Genomic DNA, 19,259 nt, shown 5'->3' with positions numbered 1-19,259 from the left:
TCGACACGGCCCGGGCCGCCCGGGGGGGCCGGGGGCGGGGCGGGGGGGGGGCGGGCCGCGGCGGGGGGGGGGGCGGCGGGGGGGGGGGCCCCCCCCCCCGGGGGGGGGGGGCCCCCCACGCCCGTTCTCCGTTTCCGCCCGGAGGACCGGTTCTTCGGGTGCCGGGTCACTCGATCCTGGGGGTGATGCGGCGGGGACCGGCGGCCGGGTCCGCGTCCAGCTTGTCGTGGAGCTGCCGGCTCTCCTCGGTGAGCCGCTGCGGGCCGCTGTGCGGGGGGACGCCGGAGACGTTCGCGCCCGGGGCGGGCGGCGGGTCGTACTTGGTGGGCGCGGTCGAGAGGGTGTAGGTGGTCGCGACGGCGATCATCGCGGTCAGGCCGAGCACCGCCCGGGTCCACAGCCGCGTGCGCTGCTCCGCCGCGCCGCGCACGACGGCCGCCGGGCGGGGGACCAGCGGCACGGGCGGTACCAGCGCGCCGAACCGGTCGCGCAGCAGCGCGGACCGGGTCGCGGGCGGTGCGTCGGCCAGATCGGGGATCAGGTCGGCCAGGTCGGCGTGCGCGTGCAGGAGACGGCTGCCGGTGGTGGAGGTGGTGGCCTCGGTCTCGGCGGCGGTGTCGGGGAGGTCCAGGCCGATGCCGTCGTAGAGCAGGACGGTACGGCGGTGGACGGGGTGCAGCGCGAGCATGGCGTCCAGGAGAATCCGGTCGGCGGGCTCGGCGGGAGGCTCGTCGGGCCGCCGGTGCGCGCGCCGGAGCCGGTGCCAGGGCGAGAGCGCGTACTCGTACGTGGCCGCGCGCACCCAGCCCACCGGGTCCGGGTCGGTGGCCACCTCGGGCCAGTGCGCCCAGGCGTGGTGGAACGCGCGCTCCACGGCCTCCCGGGCGAGGGCCCGGCGGCTGGTCAGCAGGTACGCCTGGCGGGTGAGGGAGGGCGCGGCGCAGGCGTAGAGGGCGTCGAAGGCCGCGACGGGGTCGTTGGGGTCCGTGGGCTCGATGGGGTCGACGAGCCCCAAGGGGACTACAGGGGCTACGGGGACCGCCGGTCCGGCCGCCGGTCCGGCCGCCGGGTCGGTCGTCGGGCCGGGGGCCGGGCCGGCGGACGGGGTCCCGGAAGGCCCAGGGGGCTCGGGAGGGGTGCCGGGGGCAGAGTCTTTACGGCTGCCAGTGGGGCCTGAGGGGTCCGAGGCGCCCGAGGTGTCCGGGTGCCCGGGGGAGCCCGGGGGAGCGGTGAACCTGCCGGAGCCGGTGGTGCCCCCGGTGCCCCGGGTGTTCCCCGTGCTCGGGGTGCTGTCCGTGCCCCCGGTGGTGCGGGTGGCGGTGTCCAGCGGGTCGGTGGTGCCGGGGCCGAGGGTGGCGAGGCCGCCGCCACCCGCCTTGACGGCGGCCTTGGCCTCGTGCCGGGTCAGCGCGACCGGGGGCTTCGCGGCCCGCTTGACGGCGGCCTTGGGCCGGGTGCTGGGGCTCCCGGCCCGGCCCTGTCCGCCGCCCGTGAAGGCCCGCAGGACCCCGGCCCTGGGCGCGGTCCCGGCGGCGGTCCCGGCTGCGGCCACGCCCAGGCCCTGCCCGGACGCGTCCGTGCTGCCTGTGGTGCCTGTGCTGCCTGTGGTGCCCGTGGTGCCCGTGGTGCCCGGCGGGGCCTGCCCGGCCGGGCCCCCGGCCGGAACCCCGCCCGCAGCAGGAGCCGGAGCCGTGGCCGGGCCCGTGGTGGGCGGGGCCCAGGACGGGGCGGCGGGGCCCCGGGACGGCGGGGCCCCGGGGCCCCGGGACGGTGGCGGGGGCGGGACCGCGGGGACCCAGCGGGGCCTGGCCGGGGCCGCCCGGGCCCAGGAGGGGGCGGCCGGGGCCGGGGGCGCCGTGGTCGGCGGGGGCGGGGCGGTGGTGCTCGCAGGCGGGTCCGCGGGGGCGGGGGAGGAGGCCGCCAGGCGGGAGAGGATTCTCGCGTAGGCCTCGCGTTTGCGGCCCCGGGGGTCGGTGCGCCCGGTTTCCCAGGAGCGGACGGTGGACGCGGTGACGCCCACCTCCGCCGCGATCTCCTCATGCGTCAGGGCCGCCGCTTCACGCAGTCCGCGGCGCTCCTTCGGGGAGGGGAGGCTCAGCTCCGGGTCGCCGTGTGTCATGCCACACTCCCCGCGACCCGGCAGACGTGACGGACCGGACGGCGGCCCTGAGCAATAAAGTACATAAACGTATATTGGGCGACACCACGGACATTTGCCTGTTACGCGTCCATAGCGCGTGTCGTTGGCACCATGACGGGGTGACCCAAATGACCGAACGCGGGACCCCGTCGTCAGCGGCCCCGCGACCCGGCGGGCGGGGCCGTTCACCCGCAGCCGCCGCCTGTGTGGTGGGCGGCGCCGTGGCCGCCGGACTGGGGCTCGGCTCCCTCGCCGTCCTCGTCATCGTGCTGTGGATCAGCTCCCCCTACCCCGACAGCGGCCCCGGCGGCGCCCTGCACCTCGCCGCCGGGCTCTGGCTGCTCGCCCACGGGACGGAGCTGGTGCGCTACGAGACCCTGTCCGGCGTGCCCGCGCCCGTCGGGGTGACACCGCTGCTGCTCGTCGCGCTCCCCGTGCTGCTCATCTGGCGCGCCGCCCGGCTGGGCTGTGCCTCCGGCGGGGAGAAGGCGCCGGAGTGCGAGCCGTACGCGCCGCACGGACCGGCGCGGCGGTGCGCACCGGGCGGGCCCGGTGGACCGGGGGGCGCCGAGCGGGGCGGACTGCCGGCCGGCGCCGTCATCTCCGCCGTGATCTGCGGATATCTGGCCGTCGGGGCCCTCGCCACGGTGTACGCGGCCGGTGGCCCCATGCCCGCCGACCCGCTCAGCGCGGCCTGGCACGTCCCCCTCGTCGCCGTGCTCGCCTCCGCAGGCGGGGTCTGGATGGCCCGGGGGCGTCCGCTCGGGCCGCTGCCGTCCTGGTTTCCAGGGGGCGTGCGAAGGCACATCACGCGCCCCCGTTACGCGCTGGCGCTGCGGGCCGGGGCGGGCGGAGCCCTCGTCCTCCTGGGCGGCGGCGCGCTGCTCGTCGGAGCCTCGCTGGCGTGGCACGGCGCGGAGGCCCAGGCGTCGTTCCTGGCGCTGACCGGGGTGTGGTCGGGCCGGTTCGCGGTCCTGCTCCTCGCGCTCACCCTGGTCCCGAACGCCATGGTCTGGGGCGCCGCCTACGCGCTGGGCCCCGGCTTCACCCTCGGCCCCGGAGCCGCCGCCACCCCGTTCGGCTTCGGCGGCTCGCCCTCCCTGCCCCGGTTCCCGCTGCTGGCGGCGCTCCCGCCCGAGGGGCCCGGAACCCCGCTGACCTGGGCGGCGGCCGTGGTCCCGGTGGTGGCCGGGCTGGCGGTGGGCTGGCTCGCGGTACGCCGGGCGCGCGAGGTCCCGTACGGGGAGACCGCGCTCACGGCGGCCCTGGGCGCCCTGGTGTGCGCGCTGGTCATGGCCGGGCTCGCCGCCGCCTCGGCGGGGCCGCTGGGCACGCGGGACCTGGCGGTCCTCGGGCCGGTCTGGTGGGCCACCGGGGCGGCGGCGCTCGCCTGGACGCTGCTCCTCGCGGTGCCGGTGGCGGTGACCGTGCACGCCTGGCGGACCCGTCCGGCGAGGGGCCCGGAGGCCCCGGACGCGGCCGAGGACTGGCACGACACGGGCGTACGGGAGCTCCGCTGGGCGGCGCTGCGCCAGGCGGCGGGCACCCTGATCCCGGACTTCCCCCCGGCCCCGGACCGCACCCCGGACCGCACCCCGGACCGCACATCGGGTCCGGCCCCGGCTCAGGTGCCGGGGCCCGCGTCCGGCCCCGTACGTACTCCCGACCCGGACCCCGACCCCGGCCCCGACCCGGAACCTGCCTCCGGCACCGGTGCTGCGGCGGTCCCGGCCGGGCCGCCGGAATCGCTCCGTCAGGTGACCGTCGTACCGGCGTTCAGCCCGCACCCGAACGAGGACCGGCCCCCGGCCCCGGGCCCCGATCCGACTCCGGACCGCACGTCCGTCCCGGCTCCGGCCCCGGGGCCACCCGTACCGCCCGTGGCGGGTGCCCGGGTCATGGCCCGGCGGAAGCCGCCCGCCTGAGCGGGGAGCGGGGCGAGCGAAACAGGGAGGGGAGAGGGGAAAGAGGGGGAGGGAACACGGAAGTGGCCCCGGCCGCGCGGTGCGGCCGGGGCCACTTCGTGGCGGTTCCCGGGGGTCACTTCCTGGCGTCGCTCCGGACCGTCAGGACTTCTGGACCTTCAGGGTCTTCCCGATGTAGTTGTCCGGGAGCAGGCTGTTGCACTGGAGCTCCGCCGACGTGGTGAGGGCGTCCTCGCGGCAGACATAGAAGTCCTTGTAGACGATCTGCAGGGCGTACGAGCTGAGGGCCAGCAGGATCGCCAGCGAGGCGGTGACCATGCCGCTGACGGCCGCCGTGCGCTGGGGCCGGGCCGCCGCGCCCATCGAGGCCGGCCCGCCCCGGGCCGCCGGGGCCTTTCCGGCACCGGTGGCCGGGGCGCTCGCGGTGGCCTTGGCGGCCGGGGCGGCGGCGGTGTCCTTGGCGTCCGCGGGCCGTCCCCGGAGCGCGCTGATCCCCCAGTACAGGGCGAGCGCCCCCAGCAGCAGTCCCACCGACGGGATGCCGAAGATCCCGAAGAAGAAGCCCCACATGCCGGCCAGCATCGCGTAGCGGGCCCGGCGCTGGAGCGGGTCCGTCGGGTCCCAGCGCGCCGGGCCGCCCTGGCTGCCGGGCCCCTTCGGGCCGTTGCCGCCCCCGCCCCCGCCGTCACCGCCGCTGCGCGGCTGCCACGGCTGGTCGGGCCGGCCTTCCGGGGGCGCCGCGAAGGGGTTGTCGGCGGGGTCGTCGGTGGAGGAGTCGGGCTGACGGCGGTCCGGCATCGGGTGCGTTTCTTCCCCTGTGTCAAGAACGTCCGGGGACGTCGTGGCGGGTACGGCGAGCGGTACGGCGAGCGGTACGGCGAGCGGTACGGCGGGTGGTGCGGTGGGTACGGCGGGTCCCGTGAGTTTCCGGGCCGCGCTGGCGCGGAACGGGACCGGCCGGGACCGGGTGCTGCCTGTTTGCGGCTTGTATGCCAGACGCTACCTCTCGGGCGTCCCCCCGTCCCTCGGGGGCCGTCCGGTGTGCCGGTATCGTTGCAGGCGGTCGGCGGCTTCGTAGGGTTCCCCGTATACGGGTACCCCGGAGTTTCGTATGACCGCACAAGACGAACACCGCATTCCCTTGAGAAAGGGCCTCCCATGGCCGCCTCCCGCCTGGTCGTGCTGGTCTCCGGTTCCGGCACCAACCTCCAGGCCCTGCTCGACGCCATCGACGCCCACCCCGACGGACCCGAGGGCTTCGGCGCCGAAGTCGTCGCCGTGGGAGCCGACCGGGAGAACATCGCCGGTCTGGAGCGCGCGGAGAAAGCCGGGATTCCCACCTTCGTCTGCCCGGTCGGGGCGTACGCGAACCGCGCGGAGTGGGATGTCGCCCTCACCGCGGCGACGGCCGCCCACGCGCCGGACCTCGTCGTCTCCGCCGGGTTCATGAAGATCGTGGGCGCGGAGTTCATCGGCCGCTTCGGCGGCCGGATCGTCAACACCCACCCCGCCCTCCTCCCGGCCTTCCCCGGTGCGCACGGCGTCCGGGACGCCCTCGCCTACGGCGCGAAGGTCACCGGCTGCACCGTCCACTTCGTGGACAGCGGGGTGGACACCGGCCCGATCATCGCCCAGAGCGCGGTCGAGGTGCGGGACGGGGAGGAAGAAGCCGCTCTGCACGAGCGCATCAAGGAAGTCGAGCGTCAGCTGCTCGTCGATGTCGTGGGGCGCCTGGCCCGGCACGGCTACCGCATTGAGGGACGAAAGGTAACAATCCAGTGAGCGCCGCAGAGACCGCCGCACAGGCTGCCGTCGAGACCGTCGTCAAGACTGTTGTCGAGACCGCCGCCGAGGCCGCCGATCCCACGTCGACCCGGCGTCCGATCCGGCGCGCGCTGGTCAGCGTCTACGACAAGACGGGTCTGGAGGAGCTGGCCCGCGGCCTGCACGGGGCGGGCGTCGCGCTCGTCTCCACCGGCTCCACCGCCGCGAGGATCGCCGCGGCCGGGGTGCCCGTCACCAAGGTCGAGGAGCTGACCGGCTTCCCCGAGTGCCTCGACGGCCGGGTCAAGACCCTGCACCCGCGCGTGCACGCCGGCATCCTCGCCGACCTGCGCCTGGAGGACCACCGCAACCAGCTCGCCGAACTGGGCGTCGAGCCCTTCGACCTGGTGGTCGTCAACCTCTACCCCTTCCTGGCGACCGTCCAGTCGGGTGCCACCGCCGACGAGTGCGTGGAGCAGATCGACATCGGCGGCCCGTCGATGGTCCGCGCCGCCGCCAAGAACCACCCCTCCGTCGCGGTCGTGACCAGCCCCGAGCGGTACGCCGACGTGCTCGCCGCGGCCCAGGGCGGCGGCTTCGACCTGACCGCGCGCAAGCGGCTCGCCGCCGAGGCGTTCCAGCACACCGCCGCCTACGACGTGGCCGTCGCCTCCTGGTTCACCGGCTCCTACGCCCCGGAGCCGGAGGCCGTGCTGCCCGAGTTCCTGGCCGGGGCCTGGGAGCGCAAGACGAACCTGCGCTACGGCGAGAACCCGCACCAGGCCGCCGCCCTCTACACCGACGGTCAGCCGGGCGGGCTCGCCAACGCCGAGCAGCTGCACGGCAAGGAGATGTCCTTCAACAACTACGTGGACACCGAGGCCGCCCGCCGCGCCGCCTACGACCACGACGAGCCCTGCGTCGCGATCATCAAGCACGCCAACCCGTGCGGCATCGCCGTCGCCGGTGAGGGCGAGGACATCGCCGCCGCGCACCGCAAGGCGCACGCCTGCGACCCGCTGTCGGCCTTCGGCGGCGTCATCGCCGTCAACCGTCCGGTGACCGTCGAACTCGCCGAGCAGGTAGCGGAGATCTTCACCGAGGTCATCGCGGCCCCCGCCTACGAGGACGGCGCGGTCGAGGTCCTGGCGAGGAAGAAGAACATCCGGGTCCTGAAGGTGGACGGCACCCCGCACCAGCCGGGCGACCTCAAGCCCATCAGCGGCGGCGTGCTGCTCCAGCACTCGGACACGTTCGAGAAGGGGAAGGGCCAGGCCGAGGGCGACGACCCGGCGCACTGGACCCTCGCCACCGGCGAGGCGCTCTCCGCCGGGGAACTGGCCGAGCTGGCCTTCGCCTGGCGGGCCTGCCGGGCCGTCAAGTCCAACGCGATCCTGCTCGCCAAGGGCGGAGCCTCGGTCGGCGTCGGCATGGGCCAGGTCAACCGGGTGGACTCGGCGAAGCTCGCCGTCGAGCGGGCGGGCGCCGAGCGCGCGCAGGGCTCGTACGCCGCGTCCGACGCCTTCTTCCCCTTCCCGGACGGGCTGGAGATCCTGACGGCGGCCGGGGTCAAGGCCGTGGTCCAGCCGGGCGGTTCGGTCCGTGACGAGCAGGTGATCGAGGCCGCCGCGAAGGCGGGCGTGACGATGTACTTCACCGGGACCCGGCACTTCTTCCACTGAGCCCCGGCCGTGACGGCGAAGGCCGCGACCCGCAGCAGCGCGGGTCGCGGCCTTCGCCGTGGAACGGGGCGGGCGTGGGACGTACGGTCCGCACACGCCGCCGGTGGGCCGGTGTGCGGGTCAGTGGCGCGGGCGCTTGAACCAGGCGGCGCCGGGGCCGGTGACCACCGAGGCGAGGATGATGCAGGATACGGCCACGCTGATGCCCCCGCCGGCCGCGGCGCCCGAGGAGCCACCGGCGAAGTTGCTGAGGCTGCTCAGGCCGCCGAGCGCGCCGAAGACGATCGTCGTGATCCGGATGCCGTTGCCGCCGTTGGCGAACTTGGCGCCGAGGAAGACGGCCAGCCCGCCGGAGACGACGAGGACGAGGCCGATGCCGACGAGCAGGGCGCCCGTGAGGCCCGACCCGATGCCCTCCGTCCCGGTGGAGCCCGATATCACGGCGGCGCCGACGCACATGAGGAGGCCGAGGAGGATTTGCAGGCCGCCGATGACGAACAGCAGCACACGGGCGGTCCTCAGCAGACCCGGCATCCGCAGCGGCGCACCCGGGAAACCGGCGGGGCCGCCGGGGTAGCCCGGGTAGCCCTGCGGAGCCTGCTGCTGCGGGTAGGCGTAACCGCCCTGCGGCGGCGGGGTGCCCTGCGGGGGCTGCTGCGGGTAGCCGTAGCCGGGCTGGCCCTGAGGGGCCGGGGGCTGCTGCTGACCGTAGGGGTTGTTCGGGTCGCCGAAGCTCATCTGCGGTGTTCCTCCGTGGAAGTGCGGGGACGCACGGCACGCGCGGAGGAACAACAGGATCTGCGGTACGCCCCCCGGCACTGCCCGCGGCACTCTTTCGGTCATCGTGGTCCGACCGGTACGGGCTTGTCCAGCGGCGGCGCGAACCGCCGGTCACTTGTTGTGCAAGTGCAATGAACTGTCCGGCTCGTCCCCCGCGACCGCCCCGCGACTGGAACCGGGGCCACCTCATCCGGGAGGATGGGGACATGACCGCCCAGATTCTCGATGGCAAGGCCACCGCAGCCGCGATCAAGTCCGAACTGACCGCCCGAGTGGCGGCGCTCAAGGCCCGGGGGATCACCCCCGGCCTCGGCACCCTGCTGGTCGGCGACGATCCGGGCAGCCGCTGGTACGTCAACGGCAAGCACCGGGACTGCGCGGAGGTCGGCATCGCCTCCATCCAGCGCGAACTGCCCGCCACCGCCTCGCAGGAGGACATCGAGGCGGTGGTGCGGGAACTCAACGCCGATCCCGCGTGCACCGGTTACATCGTCCAGCTCCCGCTGCCCCGGGGCATCGACACCAACCGGGTGCTGGAGCTGATGAGTCCGGAGAAGGACGCCGACGGCCTGCACCCGATGTCGCTCGGCCGGCTGGTGCTGGGCGAGCCGGGCCCGCTGCCCTGCACCCCGTACGGGATCGTGGAGCTGCTGCGCCACCACGGGGTCGCGATCGACGGCGCGCACGTCGTCGTCCTCGGCCGCGGCATCACCGTCGGGCGCTCCATCGGCCTGCTGCTGACCCGCAAGTCCGAGAACGCCACCGTGACGCTCTGCCACACCGGTACGCGCGACCTCTCCGGGCTGCTGCGCCAGGCGGACATCGTGGTCGCCGCGGCCGGTGTGCCGCACCTGGTCAAGCCGGAGGACGTGAAGCCGGGCGCGGCCGTGCTCGACGTGGGCGTCAGCCGGGACGAGAACGGCAGGATCGTCGGCGACGTGCACCCCGGCGTCGCCGAGGTGGCCGGGTGGATCTCCCCGAACCCGGGCGGCGTCGGCCCGATGACCCGGGCCCAGCTCCTCGTCAACGTCGTCGAGGCGGCCGAACGGACCCCCAGTGCAGGCTGATCCCGGCGCGGAGCCCGGAACCGAGGGCGCACCGGGCACCAGCAGCGGCGGCGGCGAATCCGGCACCGGCAGCGGCTCCGCCAAGGCCAGGTCCGCGCCCGGCGCCGGTACGGGTGCCCGGGCGGGCACCCGTGCGAGTAAGCGTGCGAGCGGGGCCGGGGCCGGGGGGTCGCGGCGGTTCCCCTCCCTGACCCAGGGCACGGCCCGCCCCGAGGGCGGGGGCCGTGCCGCGGCCGGGGGCGCGCCCGCGCCCGCCCGCCAGTGGCCGATGCTCAGCGTGCTCGCCGCGACCGCGGCCGGGCTGCTGGTCACCGCGCTGGGGCAGGCCCGGATCGGCTGCCTCCTGATCGGTGTGGCCCTGATCGCGGGCGCGGTGATGCGGCGGGTCCTGCCCTCGGTGGGCATGCTCGCGGTGCGCTCCCGCTTCACGGACATGATCACGTACGGGCTGCTGGGGGTGGCGATCACGCTGCTCGCCCTGGTGATGGAGCCCAAGCCGTGGCTGGAGATCCCGTTCCTGGAGAGCGCCCTGCGCTTCACCGTCCGCTGACGACCCCCTCCGCCGGGCCGGTGCGGCGGGCGGCGGGCGGCGGGTGGCCGGGGCGTATGTCAAGTCCGTGGAAGGACACCGAAGGGGCCGGATCTTCCTCGTGGAGTGGCCCGAAAGGCCCCTGGAAGGCGCGGAATGCAGGGCGGACACCCCCGGTCCGCCTTCGAACTCCCGGCCCGTGTGCCATGCACCACACCGGCCGGGGGACCCGCTCCCGTCCGGGTCGGATAGCCTGACCGCGGATGTCTCTTCACGTCAAGATTCACAGGACAGAGGAGCGGCGTCCTCCCCGCACTTGGGGCCCAGCACATGGGGCAGGGACGCCCCACCGCCCGCTGTCTAACGGAGAAGGCCATGACCCGCACTCCCGTGAATGTCACCGTGACCGGCGCCGCCGGCCAGATCGGCTACGCGCTGCTCTTCCGCATCGCCTCCGGTCACCTGCTCGGCGCGGATGTGCCGGTCAAGCTCCGGCTCCTGGAGATCCCGCAGGGCATGAAGGCCGCCGAGGGCACCGCCATGGAGCTCGACGACTGCGCCTTCCCGCTGCTCGCCGGCATCGACATCTTCGACGACCCGAACCAGGGCTTCGACGGCGCCAACGTCGCGCTGCTCGTGGGCGCCCGCCCGCGCACCAAGGGCATGGAGCGCGGTGACCTGCTCTCCGCCAACGGCGGCATCTTCAAGCCGCAGGGCGCGGCGATCAACGCGCACGCCGCGGACGACATCAAGGTCCTGGTCGTGGGCAACCCGGCCAACACCAACGCGCTCATCGCGCAGGCCGCCGCCCCGGACGTACCGGCCGAGCGCTTCACCGCGATGACCCGCCTGGACCACAACCGCGCGATCTCGCAGCTGGCCGCCCGGACCGGTGCCGCCGTCTCCGACATCAAGCGACTGACCATCTGGGGCAACCACTCGGCGACCCAGTACCCGGACATCTTCCACGCGGAGATCGCCGGCAAGAACGCCGCCGAGGTCGTCGACGACGAGCTGTGGCTCGCCGACACCTTCATCCCGACCGTCGCCAAGCGCGGCGCCGCGATCATCGAGGCCCGTGGCGCGTCCTCGGCCGCCTCGGCCGCCAACGCCGCCATCGACCACGTCCACACGTGGGTCAACGGCACCGCCGAGGGCGACTGGACCTCCATGGGCATCCCGTCGGACGGCTCCTACGGCGTCCCGGCCGGCCTGATCTCCTCGTTCCCCGTCACCTGTAAGGACGGCACGTACGAGATCGTCCAGGGCCTGGACATCAACGCGTTCTCCCGCACCCGCATCGACGCCTCCGTGCAGGAGCTGTCGGAGGAGCGCGACGCGGTCCGCGAGCTCGGCCTGCTCTGACCCGGCCGGTTCCGTTCCACCGCACGGAGCTTCACCGTACGAAGAGGAGGGGGCCCGGGGGGGGGGGGGGGGGGGGCGGGGGGGGGGGGGGCGGGGGGGGCGGGGGGGGGGGGGGGGGGGGGGGGGGGGGGGGGGGGGGGGGGGGGGCGGCCGCCCCCCCGGCCGCGCGGCCGGGGCCGGCTGCCCCGGGGCGGGTCCGGACCCCCCCCCGGCCCCCCCCCGCCCCCCGGGGGGGCCCCGGGGGGCGGCGCGGGGGCCCCCGGGGCCCTTTCCCGTCCGTTCCGGCCGGGTGTCCGCCGGTGGGTCAGTCCTTGTACGTGCCCGGGGTGTAGTGGCCCGGCACCATGCGGGTGCTCACGCCGAACCGGTTCCAGACGTTGATGGTCGCGATCACGGAGATCAGCTGGGCCAGCTCGCGCTCCTCGAAGTGGCGCGCGGCCTTCTCGTACACCTCGTCGGGCACGAAACCGTCCGTCAGGACGGTGATCGCCTCGGTCAGCTCGATCGCGGCGATCTCCTTCTCGGTGTAGAAGTGCCGCGACTCCTCCCACGCGTTGAGCAGCACGATCCGCTCGACGCTCTCCCCGGCCGCGATCGCGTCCTTGGTGTGCATGTCGAGGCAGTAGGCGCAGTGGTTGAGCAGCGAGGCGCGGATCTTGACGAGCTCGACCAGGGCCGGGTCCAGGCCCTTCTTCGCGGCGGTCTCCAGGGCCAGGACGGCCCGGTAGACCTCGGGGGCGAGCTTCGCGATGTGCAGGCGCGGGGTGTGCTCCGGTGCGTGCGCGTCGGTCCGGGTGTGCGTGTGCGGGTGTTCGTCGGTCATCGCCATGGTCCGAGCCTACGGCGGACGCGGCCCCCGGACGCGGTCCTTCCGCATATCGGATTCCGGGTCATTTCCCGGACCGTCAACCTGAGATGACGCAGGATCAGGAGCCGCCCGAGGGCGGCCCGGGGGCCGGGGCCGCAGGGATCGCAGGGATCGCAGGGGCCGGGGGTTCGCCGAAGCGGGCGAGGGCGAGGGCTCCGGCCACCGCCACCGCGAAGCCCAGTACCGCCGTCCAGGCCATCCCCTCCCGGGTCCGGTCCCCGAGCCAGGCCACCCCGACCACCGCCGGGCCGACCGTCTCGCCCAGGACCAGCCCGGCCGTGGCCGTCGTCACCGAACCGCGTTGCAGGGCCGAGGTCAGCAGCAGGAACCCCGCGCCGCCGCCCAGCAGCAGCGCCCACAGGGCCGGGTTGCCGAGGCCGGGCCCGTCGACGAGCCGGACCGCGACCTCCACCACCCCGAAGCCCGTCCCCGCCGCGAGCCCCAGGACCAGCGCCCGCGCCCGGTCCGGCAGCCCGCCCGCCACCGCCCCCACCAGCAGCACCAGCCCCGCCACACCCAGCAGCCCCAGCTTCAGCGCGAGCGACCCCGGCCGGGACCCTTCCGCCCCGGCGGCCAGCCCCAGCATCAGCAGCCCCGCGCACACCACCGCCACCGCGCCCCACTCCGTACGCGAGAGCCGCACCCGCAGCAGCCGCGCCGCGACCACCGCCGTCACGGCGAGGCTCGCGGCCAGCGCCGCCCCCACCACGTAGATCGGGAGCCGGCGCAGGGCGACGATCTGGAGGACGAACCCGGCCGCGTCCAGCCCGAGACCGAGCAGGTAGCGCCACTGCCGCGCGGCCCGCAGGAAGAGCGCGGCGTCCACCCCGGACCCGGTCCCCGGCTCGGCCGCCCGCGCCGCCACCGCCTGGAACACCGAGGCCGTCCCGAAACAGACCGCCGCCCCCAGCGCGCACACCATTCCGACGAACACGCGCCGACTCTAGTGCCGTGCGGTGAGGTGCGACGAGACCCGGTGGAACCCGGTGCGGCGGCTGCCGGGCGGCGGGGGAACCCCTCCGGTCGCGCCGTACGGACCGGTTCTCCTCACCACGGCTGGATTCCGTCGGCCCGGGGCCCCGTTCTACTCTGTCGGCAGTACGTCATGAGGGGGAACGGCAAGACATGGACAGCAGCAGCACCAACCAGCGCCGGATGCGCTCCGCCACCGTCGCGCTCGGCGGGATGGGCCTGCTCGCGGCCACACTCGTGGCCTGCGGCAGCAGCGACGAGCCCGACAAGCGCTGCGCCTCGCGCGCCACGCTGGACCACCTGAACAGCAAGGAGTGCAGGAGCGGCGGCGGGGGCTCGACCTACTACGGCGGCCGGGTCGTGAACGGCAAGGTCACCGGCGGCAGCTTCGAGGACAAGACCGCCCCCGCCGTCACCCGCGGCGGCCTGGGCAAGGGCACGTCCGGCAGCGGCGGCGGCTGAGGGGACCGGGCAGACCGATGCAGCGGCACACCATAGAACCCCGCCCCGACTGGCAGCGGACCGTCGAGGAGCAGGGGCTGATCTACCCCCTGACCCGTTACCCCGACGACTCGCTGCGCCCCTACTGGGACGAGAGCGCCTACTACTCCTTCTCGCTCCCCGAGGTCGAGGCGCTGGAGAACGTCGTGGAGGAACTGCACGCGATGTGCCTGGCGGCCGCCGCGCACATCGTCGAGCAGAATCGATTCGCCGACCTCGGCATCACGGACCCGGGGCTGGCCGGGCTGATCGCCGAGTCCTGGCGGCGCCGGGCCGAGCAGCCCTCCCTGTACGGCCGCTTCGACCTGCGCTACGACGGCACGGGCCCGGCCAAGATGCTGGAGTACAACGCGGACACGCCCACCTCCCTCGTGGAGGCGGCCGGTCCGCAGTGGTTCTGGATGGAGGACCGATTCCCCGGCGCCGACCAGTGGAACTCCCTCCACGAGCGCCTGGTGGAGGCGTGGCGCCGCCAGGCCGAGCTGCTGCCGCCCGGTCCGCTGCACTTCGCGCACTCCGAGGCCGACGAGCTGGGCGAGGACCTGATGACGGTGGCCTACCTCCAGGAGACCGCCGAGCAGGCCGGTCTGGAGACCGAGGCCCTGTCCGTCGAACAGATCGGCTGGGACAGCCTCTCCGGCCGGTTCGTGGACCAGCGGCTGCGCTTCATCCGCAGCTGCTTCAAGCTCTACCCGTGGGAGTGGCTCGCCACGGACGCGTTCGGCCCGCAGGTCCTGGACGGCTACGACCACGGCGGCGGCTCCGGCACCACCTGCTGGATCGAGCCGATGTGGAAGATGCTGCTCTCCAACAAGGCGCTGCTGGCGATCCTGTGGGAGCTGTTCCCGGACCACCCGAACCTGCTGCCCGCCTACCTCGACGGCCCGCGCGAACTGGCGGAGCCCGGTTCGACCGGTTACGTGGTCAAGCCCCTGCTGGGCCGCGAGGGCGCCGGGGTCACCCTCCACGAGCCGGGCGGTACGGAGCCGTCCGCCCCGCGGGAGGGGGAACGGTACTGCTACCAGGGCCTGGCCCCGCTGCCGGACTTCGACGGCAACCGGGTGGTGCTCGGCGCGTGGGTCGTCGAGGACGAGGCGGCGGGGCTCGGCATCCGCGAATCGGCGGGGCCGGTCACGGACGAGTACGCCCGCTTCCTGCCCCACGTCATCCGCTGAGCCGCTGAGCCGCTGAGCCGCTGAGGCCGTTCGCCCGCCCGCCCGTAGCCGGGCGGGCGGGCGAACGGCCTGCACTACCCCGCCAGGACCGCCCGGAGCTGGTCCAGCCCCCAGTCCAGGTCCTCCTTGCCGATCACCAGCGGCGGGGCGAGCCGGATCGTCGAGCCGTGGGTGTCCTTCGCCAGCACCCCGCGCCCCATCAGCCGCTCGGAGATCTCCCGTCCCGTCCCGTGGGCCGGGTCGATGTCCACGCCCGCCCACAGCCCCCGCCCGCGCACGGCGGTCACCGCGCCCCCGCCGGCCAGCAGGCCCAGCTCGTGGTGCAGGTGCTCGCCCAGCTCGGTGGCGCGCTGCTGGTACTCGCCGGTCCGGAGCATCGCGATCACCTCCAGGGCGACGGCGCAGGCCAGCGGGTTCCCGCCGAAGGTGGAGCCGTGCTCGCCCGGCCGGAAGACCCCGAGCACGTCGGTGTCGGCGACCACCGCCGACACCGGCACGACACCGCCGCCGAGCGCCTTGCCCAGGACGTACACGTCCGGGACGACGCCCTCGTGGTCGCACGCGAAGGTCCGGCCGGTCCGCCCCAGCCCCGACTGGATCTCGTCCGCCATGAAGAGGACGTTCTGCTCGCGCGTCAGCTCCCGTACGCCCCGCAGGTACCCGGCGGGCGGTACGAGCACCCCCGCCTCGCCCTGGATCGGCTCCAGCAGCACGGCGACGGTGTTCTGCGTGACGGCCGCGTCGAGGGCGGTGAGGTCCCCGTACGGCACGATCTCGAACCCCGGCGTGTACGGGCCGAAGTGGTCGCGGGCCTCGTGGTCCGTCGAGAAGGAGACGACGGTCGTGGTCCGGCCGTGGAAGTTGCCGGCGGCGACCACGATCTTGGCGTGCCCGTCCGGGACGCCCTTGACCTCGTACCCCCACTTGCGCGCGGTCTTCACCGCCGTCTCCACGGCCTCCGCGCCCGTGTTCATCGGCAGCACCATCTCCTTGCCGCACAGGTCGGCGAGGGCGGAACAGAAGTCGGCGAAGCGGTCGTGGTGGAAGGCGCGCGAGGTGAGCGTGACCCGCTCCAGCTGCGCGCGGGCGGCGTTCAGCAGGCGGGGGTTGCCGTGGCCGAAGTTGAGCGCCGAGTACCCGGCGAGCATGTCGAGGTACCGGCGGCCCTCCACATCGGTCACCCAGGCGCCCTCCGCGGAGGTGATGACGACGGGCAGCGGGTGGTAGGTGTGCGCGCTGTGCGCGTCGGCGGAGCGGATGGCGCGATCAGTTGTCGACACGGGGTCTCCGTTTCGTCCGTCCGAACGGTGGTCCGGCACGCCACCGAACCGTCGCGGTGGTGTCCGGCGGGCCGGTGAGGTCCGGGTGAGGTGGATGACGAGGGTGGCGAGGGTGGCGTCACATTCTGTCCCGCCTTCTATCTCGCTCGGATGAGGGACGCGGAAACCTCGCGCGTGGCGTCCCGGCAGGTGCGGGGCCGACCCGGGCGCCGCACCTGAGAGAATGAGGACATGGCTTCTGACCGTCCTCGCGCGCTCTCCGGTATCCAGCCCACCTCCGGTTCGTTCCACCTCGGGAACTACCTCGGAGCCATTCGCCAGTACGTCGCCCTCCAGGAGACGCACGACGCCTTCTACATGGTCGTCGACCTGCACGCGATCACCATGCCGCAGGACCCGAAGGACCTCCGCGCCAACACCCGTCTCTCCGCCGCGCAGCTGCTCGCCGCCGGGCTCGACCCCGACCGCTGCACCCTCTTCGTCCAGAGCCACGTGCCCGAGCACGCGCAGCTCGGCTGGGTGATGAACTGCATCACCGGTTTCGGCGAGGCCAGCCGGATGACCCAGTTCAAGGACAAGTCGGCCAAGGGCGGCGTCGGCAACGCCACCGTCGGCCTCTTCACGTACCCGATCCTCCAGGTCGCCGACATCCTGCTCTACCAGGCGAACGCGGTCCCCGTCGGCGAGGACCAGCGCCAGCACATCGAGCTGACCCGCGACCTGGCCGAGCGGTTCAACCAGCGGTTCGGCCCGACCTTCACGCTGCCCGCCGCGCACATCGTCAAGGAGGTCGCGAAGATCTACGACCTCCAGGACCCGGCGATCAAGATGTCGAAGTCCGCGTCCTCGCCCAAGGGCCTGATCAACCTCCTCGACGAGCCCAGGGCCACCGAGAAGAAGATCAAGAGCGCGGTGACCGACACCGGTTCCGAGATCCGCTTCGACCCGGAGCACAAGCCCGGCGTCAGTAACCTCCTCACCATCTACTCCACCCTGACCGGCGAGACGGTCCCCGCGCTGGAGGCGGCGTACGAGGGCAAGGGCTACGGCGCGCTGAAGACCGACCTGGCCGGCGTGATGGTCGACTTCGTCACACCGTTCAAGCAGCGCACCCAGGAGTACCTGGACGACCCGGAGACCCTGGACTCCCTGCTGGCCAAGGGCGCGGAGAAGGCCCGCGCGGTCGCGGCCGAGACGCTCGCGCAGGCGTACGACCGCCTCGGTTTCCTGCCCGCCAAGCACTGACGCGCCGGAGCCCCTGGCGATCCGGTGGTGCTGCCGCCACACTGGGCGGCAGCATTCCACGCACACAGACGGAGGAGAGACACGTGGGGACCGTCACGCTCGGCGTTTCGATCGCGGTCCCGGAGCCGTACGCCAGCCAGCTCCAGGAGCGGCGCGCCGGTTTCGGGGACGCCGCCGCGCACTGCATCCCCACGCACGTCACCCTCGTGCCGCCCACCGAGGCCACCGTGGACCGGCTCCCGGAGATCCGGGCCCACCTGACCGAGGTCGCCGCGGCCTTCCGGCCCTTCCGGATGCGGCTGGCGGGCACGGGAACCTTCCGCCCGCTCTCGCCGGTCGTCTTCGTCCAGGTCGTGGAGGGGGCGGTGGGCTGCACCCGGCTCCAGGGCCAGGTCCGCGACGCGCGGGGGCCGCTCGGCCGCGAGCTGGCGTTCCCGTACCACCCGCACGTCACGGTCGCCCACGCGATCTCCGAGGCGGCGATGGACCTGGCCTTCGAGGACCTCGCCGGGTACGCCGCCGAGTGGGCGTGCGAGGGCTTCGCGCTCTACGAGCAGGGCTCGGACGGAGTCTGGCGCAAACTGTGCGAGTACCCGTTCGGGACGGGCCCGACCGGCGTCCCGGCACAGCCGGGCTCCCCGGTCGACGAGCCGGCCGTACGGCGGTCCTGACCCCGTGACCCGCGGAGCGGACGGGCGCGGAACCTGAGCCGGAATCCGATCCTTCGCAGGATCAGGGCATGGAACGGGCGGGGCTTCGGACGAAAAGTCACAATCGACGACCGTAGTGCCCGAAAGTGGAAATCCCGGCTATTTCCGGCAGCTGATTTACGGTGAGCCCATGGACTGGCTGACAAAACTCCCGGTGATCGGGCCGGCGGCGGCCCGTCTGCTGCGGACCCACGCGTGGCGTTCGTACGAGCGTCTGGAGCGGGTCCACTGGACCAGGCTCGCCGCCGCGATCACCTTCATCAGCTTCCTCGCGCTCTTCCCGCTGATCACCGTGGCCGCGGCGGTCGGCGCGGCGCTGCTCACCCAGGACCAGCTGGACCGGCTCCAGAAGAACCTCGCCCAGCAGGTGCCCGGCATCTCCGACCAGCTCGACCTCGAAGGGCTCGTCGCCAACGCGGGCACGGTCGGGCTCGTCGCCGGTGTCGTCCTGCTGTTCACCGGCATCGGGTGGGTCGGCGCGATGCGGGACTGTCTGCGGGCGGTGTGGGACAAGGACGACGAGGACCAGGGCAACCCCTTCGTCCGCAAGGGCAAGGACGCGCTGGTCCTCCTCGGTCTCGGCGGCGCGGGGCTGGCCTCCGCGGGGGCGTCGGTGATCGGCTCCAGCGCGGTCGGCCGGTTCGGCGGGTGGCTGGGCGTTCCGCAGCACGGCGCGGGCGGGCTGCTGCTGCGGGGCGGCGCGTTCGCCGTCGGCGTGCTGGCCGGGCTTCTGCTGCTGCTGTACGTCCTGACCCTGCTGCCCGGCGTCGATCCGCCGCGCGGGCGGCTGATCCAGGCGGCGCTGATCGGGGCGGTGGGCTTCGAGCTGCTGAAGCTGCTGCTCAGCGGCTACATGCGGGAGGTGGCCGCGAAGAGCATGTACGGGGCGTTCGGCGTGCCGATCGCCCTGCTGCTGTGGATCAACTTCACGGCGAAGCTGCTGCTGTACGCGGCGGCGTGGACGGCGACCCGCGACGGGCCTCCGGCGGGGGCGGGGGCGGAGCCGGAGCCGGGCGCGGCGGCGGGCGCGGCGCGGGGGTAGCGGGCCGGGGCTTGGCCTTGCCGTTGCCCTGGCCGGGCCTTGGGCGGGTCCGGTTTGGCCTTGGCGGGGCGGGGGCTTGGGGGTGGGGGGCCGGTGCCGGGGGGGGGGGGGGGGGGGGGGGGGGGCGGGGTGTGGGGGGGCGGGGGGGGGGGGGGGGGGGGGGGGGGGGGGGGGGGCCCCCCACCCGGCCACCACCCCCCCCCCCCCCCCCCCC

At 74.5% G+C, this 19,259-nt stretch carries 17 protein-coding genes; 11 read left to right on the top strand and 6 right to left on the bottom strand.

Going from position 1 to position 19,259, the window contains the following annotated elements; all coding sequences use genetic code 11:
• Positions 1 to 166: 166 nt before the first annotated feature.
• Complete coding sequence (locus tag ACIA5F_RS24680; protein WP_399356464.1) at positions 167 to 2,119, bottom strand: helix-turn-helix domain-containing protein; 1,953 nt, start codon at positions 2,117 to 2,119, stop codon at positions 167 to 169.
• Positions 2,120 to 2,361: 242 nt separating this feature from the next.
• Between ACIA5F_RS24680 and ACIA5F_RS24675 the strand changes: the two genes are divergently transcribed.
• Positions 2,362 to 4,065: a DUF6350 family protein gene (locus tag ACIA5F_RS24675; protein ID WP_399356462.1), complete on the top strand. Its 1,704-nt coding sequence runs from the start codon at positions 2,362 to 2,364 to the stop codon at positions 4,063 to 4,065.
• A 141-nt stretch (positions 4,066 to 4,206) separates the two neighbouring features.
• Here ACIA5F_RS24675 and ACIA5F_RS24670 read toward each other — a convergent pair whose 3' ends face one another.
• Complete coding sequence (locus ACIA5F_RS24670) at positions 4,207 to 4,863, bottom strand: hypothetical protein (RefSeq protein ID WP_399356460.1); 657 nt, start codon at positions 4,861 to 4,863, stop codon at positions 4,207 to 4,209.
• 360 nt (positions 4,864 to 5,223) lie between these two features.
• On the opposite strand from ACIA5F_RS24670, the gene purN reads away from it, so the two are divergent.
• Both purN and purH read left to right on the top strand, forming a co-directional pair.
• Complete coding sequence (gene purN / locus ACIA5F_RS24665; protein ID WP_399356458.1) at positions 5,224 to 5,847, top strand: phosphoribosylglycinamide formyltransferase; 624 nt, start codon at positions 5,224 to 5,226, stop codon at positions 5,845 to 5,847.
• A 101-nt stretch (positions 5,848 to 5,948) separates the two neighbouring features.
• Positions 5,949 to 7,511 (top strand): bifunctional phosphoribosylaminoimidazolecarboxamide formyltransferase/IMP cyclohydrolase, encoded by a 1,563-nt coding sequence (gene purH / locus ACIA5F_RS24660; RefSeq protein ID WP_399356578.1) that lies wholly within the window; start codon positions 5,949 to 5,951, stop codon positions 7,509 to 7,511.
• Positions 7,512 to 7,631: 120 nt separating this feature from the next.
• Here the strand turns inward: purH and ACIA5F_RS24655 are convergent, their stop codons facing one another.
• On the bottom strand, positions 7,632 to 8,249 hold the full coding sequence (locus ACIA5F_RS24655; RefSeq protein ID WP_399356456.1) for a hypothetical protein: 618 nt from the start codon (positions 8,247 to 8,249) through the stop codon (positions 7,632 to 7,634).
• 248 nt (positions 8,250 to 8,497) lie between these two features.
• Here ACIA5F_RS24655 and ACIA5F_RS24650 point away from each other — a divergent pair, with 248 nt between their 5' ends.
• The 3 genes from ACIA5F_RS24650 (at position 8,498) to ACIA5F_RS24640 (ending at position 11,252) form a co-directional block, all read left to right on the top strand.
• Positions 8,498 to 9,358 (top strand): bifunctional methylenetetrahydrofolate dehydrogenase/methenyltetrahydrofolate cyclohydrolase, encoded by an 861-nt coding sequence (locus ACIA5F_RS24650; protein WP_399356454.1) that lies wholly within the window; start codon positions 8,498 to 8,500, stop codon positions 9,356 to 9,358.
• Positions 9,348 to 9,908, top strand: coding sequence for a DUF3017 domain-containing protein (locus ACIA5F_RS24645; protein WP_399356452.1), 561 nt, complete (start codon positions 9,348 to 9,350; stop codon positions 9,906 to 9,908). Before ACIA5F_RS24650 ends, ACIA5F_RS24645 begins: the two co-directional genes overlap by 11 nt.
• A 354-nt stretch (positions 9,909 to 10,262) precedes the next feature.
• Positions 10,263 to 11,252, top strand: coding sequence for a malate dehydrogenase (locus tag ACIA5F_RS24640; protein ID WP_399356450.1), 990 nt, complete (start codon positions 10,263 to 10,265; stop codon positions 11,250 to 11,252).
• A 304-nt stretch (positions 11,253 to 11,556) separates the two neighbouring features.
• On the opposite strand, the gene ACIA5F_RS24635 is transcribed toward ACIA5F_RS24640, so the two are convergent.
• Together ACIA5F_RS24635 and ACIA5F_RS24630 are read right to left on the bottom strand one after the other, a co-directional pair.
• On the bottom strand, positions 11,557 to 12,081 hold the full coding sequence (locus ACIA5F_RS24635) for a carboxymuconolactone decarboxylase family protein (protein ID WP_399356449.1): 525 nt from the start codon (positions 12,079 to 12,081) through the stop codon (positions 11,557 to 11,559).
• A gap of 97 nt (positions 12,082 to 12,178) precedes the next feature.
• Positions 12,179 to 13,042 (bottom strand): hypothetical protein, encoded by an 864-nt coding sequence (locus ACIA5F_RS24630; protein WP_399356576.1) that lies wholly within the window; start codon positions 13,040 to 13,042, stop codon positions 12,179 to 12,181.
• Between the two features lie 203 nt (positions 13,043 to 13,245).
• Here ACIA5F_RS24630 and ACIA5F_RS24625 point away from each other — a divergent pair, with 203 nt between their 5' ends.
• Both ACIA5F_RS24625 and ACIA5F_RS24620 read left to right on the top strand, forming a co-directional pair.
• Positions 13,246 to 13,554, top strand: coding sequence for a hypothetical protein (locus ACIA5F_RS24625; protein WP_399356447.1), 309 nt, complete (start codon positions 13,246 to 13,248; stop codon positions 13,552 to 13,554).
• 17 nt (positions 13,555 to 13,571) lie between these two features.
• On the top strand, positions 13,572 to 14,768 hold the full coding sequence (locus ACIA5F_RS24620; RefSeq protein WP_399356445.1) for a glutathionylspermidine synthase family protein: 1,197 nt from the start codon (positions 13,572 to 13,574) through the stop codon (positions 14,766 to 14,768).
• A gap of 74 nt (positions 14,769 to 14,842) precedes the next feature.
• Here the strand turns inward: ACIA5F_RS24620 and rocD are convergent, their stop codons facing one another.
• Positions 14,843 to 16,048: an ornithine--oxo-acid transaminase gene (gene rocD, locus ACIA5F_RS24615; protein WP_399356443.1), complete on the bottom strand. Its 1,206-nt coding sequence runs from the start codon at positions 16,046 to 16,048 to the stop codon at positions 14,843 to 14,845.
• 231 nt (positions 16,049 to 16,279) lie between these two features.
• Here rocD and trpS point away from each other — a divergent pair, with 231 nt between their 5' ends.
• The 3 genes from trpS (at position 16,280) to ACIA5F_RS24600 (ending at position 19,045) form a co-directional block, all read left to right on the top strand.
• Positions 16,280 to 17,293: a tryptophan--tRNA ligase gene (gene trpS / locus ACIA5F_RS24610; RefSeq protein WP_399356441.1), complete on the top strand. Its 1,014-nt coding sequence runs from the start codon at positions 16,280 to 16,282 to the stop codon at positions 17,291 to 17,293.
• Positions 17,294 to 17,376: 83 nt separating this feature from the next.
• Positions 17,377 to 17,964: a 2'-5' RNA ligase family protein gene (locus ACIA5F_RS24605; protein WP_399356439.1), complete on the top strand. Its 588-nt coding sequence runs from the start codon at positions 17,377 to 17,379 to the stop codon at positions 17,962 to 17,964.
• A gap of 169 nt (positions 17,965 to 18,133) precedes the next feature.
• Entirely contained in the window at positions 18,134 to 19,045 is a 912-nt protein-coding gene (locus tag ACIA5F_RS24600; RefSeq protein WP_399356437.1) for a YihY/virulence factor BrkB family protein, read from the top strand.
• The last annotated feature ends 214 nt before the right edge of the window (positions 19,046 to 19,259 follow it).

The sequence above is a fragment of the Streptomyces sp. NPDC051567 genome (assembly GCF_044454165.1).
In the GTDB taxonomy this organism is placed as follows: Bacteria; Actinomycetota; Actinomycetes; order Streptomycetales; family Streptomycetaceae; genus Streptomyces.
This window is presented reverse-complemented; position numbering and strand designations above follow the sequence as displayed.

Excerpts from the sequence above, each read along its gene's own strand:
- ACIA5F_RS24680 (WP_399356464.1), bottom strand. The coding sequence starts at position 2,119 with ATGACACACGGCGACCCGGAGCTGAGCCTCCCCTCCCCGAAGGAGCGC.
- ACIA5F_RS24670 (WP_399356460.1), bottom strand. The coding sequence starts at position 4,863 with ATGCCGGACCGCCGTCAGCCCGACTCCTCCACCGACGACCCCGCCGAC.
- purN (WP_399356458.1), top strand. The coding sequence starts at position 5,224 with ATGGCCGCCTCCCGCCTGGTCGTGCTGGTCTCCGGTTCCGGCACCAAC.
- ACIA5F_RS24655 (WP_399356456.1), bottom strand. The coding sequence starts at position 8,249 with ATGAGCTTCGGCGACCCGAACAACCCCTACGGTCAGCAGCAGCCCCCG.
- ACIA5F_RS24650 (WP_399356454.1), top strand. The coding sequence starts at position 8,498 with ATGACCGCCCAGATTCTCGATGGCAAGGCCACCGCAGCCGCGATCAAG.
- ACIA5F_RS24640 (WP_399356450.1), top strand. The coding sequence starts at position 10,263 with ATGACCCGCACTCCCGTGAATGTCACCGTGACCGGCGCCGCCGGCCAG.
- ACIA5F_RS24635 (WP_399356449.1), bottom strand. The coding sequence starts at position 12,081 with ATGGCGATGACCGACGAACACCCGCACACGCACACCCGGACCGACGCG.
- ACIA5F_RS24630 (WP_399356576.1), bottom strand. The coding sequence starts at position 13,042 with ATGGTGTGCGCGCTGGGGGCGGCGGTCTGTTTCGGGACGGCCTCGGTG.
- ACIA5F_RS24625 (WP_399356447.1), top strand. The coding sequence starts at position 13,246 with ATGGACAGCAGCAGCACCAACCAGCGCCGGATGCGCTCCGCCACCGTC.
- ACIA5F_RS24620 (WP_399356445.1), top strand. The coding sequence starts at position 13,572 with ATGCAGCGGCACACCATAGAACCCCGCCCCGACTGGCAGCGGACCGTC.
- trpS (WP_399356441.1), top strand. The coding sequence starts at position 16,280 with ATGGCTTCTGACCGTCCTCGCGCGCTCTCCGGTATCCAGCCCACCTCC.
- ACIA5F_RS24600 (WP_399356437.1), top strand. The coding sequence starts at position 18,134 with ATGGACTGGCTGACAAAACTCCCGGTGATCGGGCCGGCGGCGGCCCGT.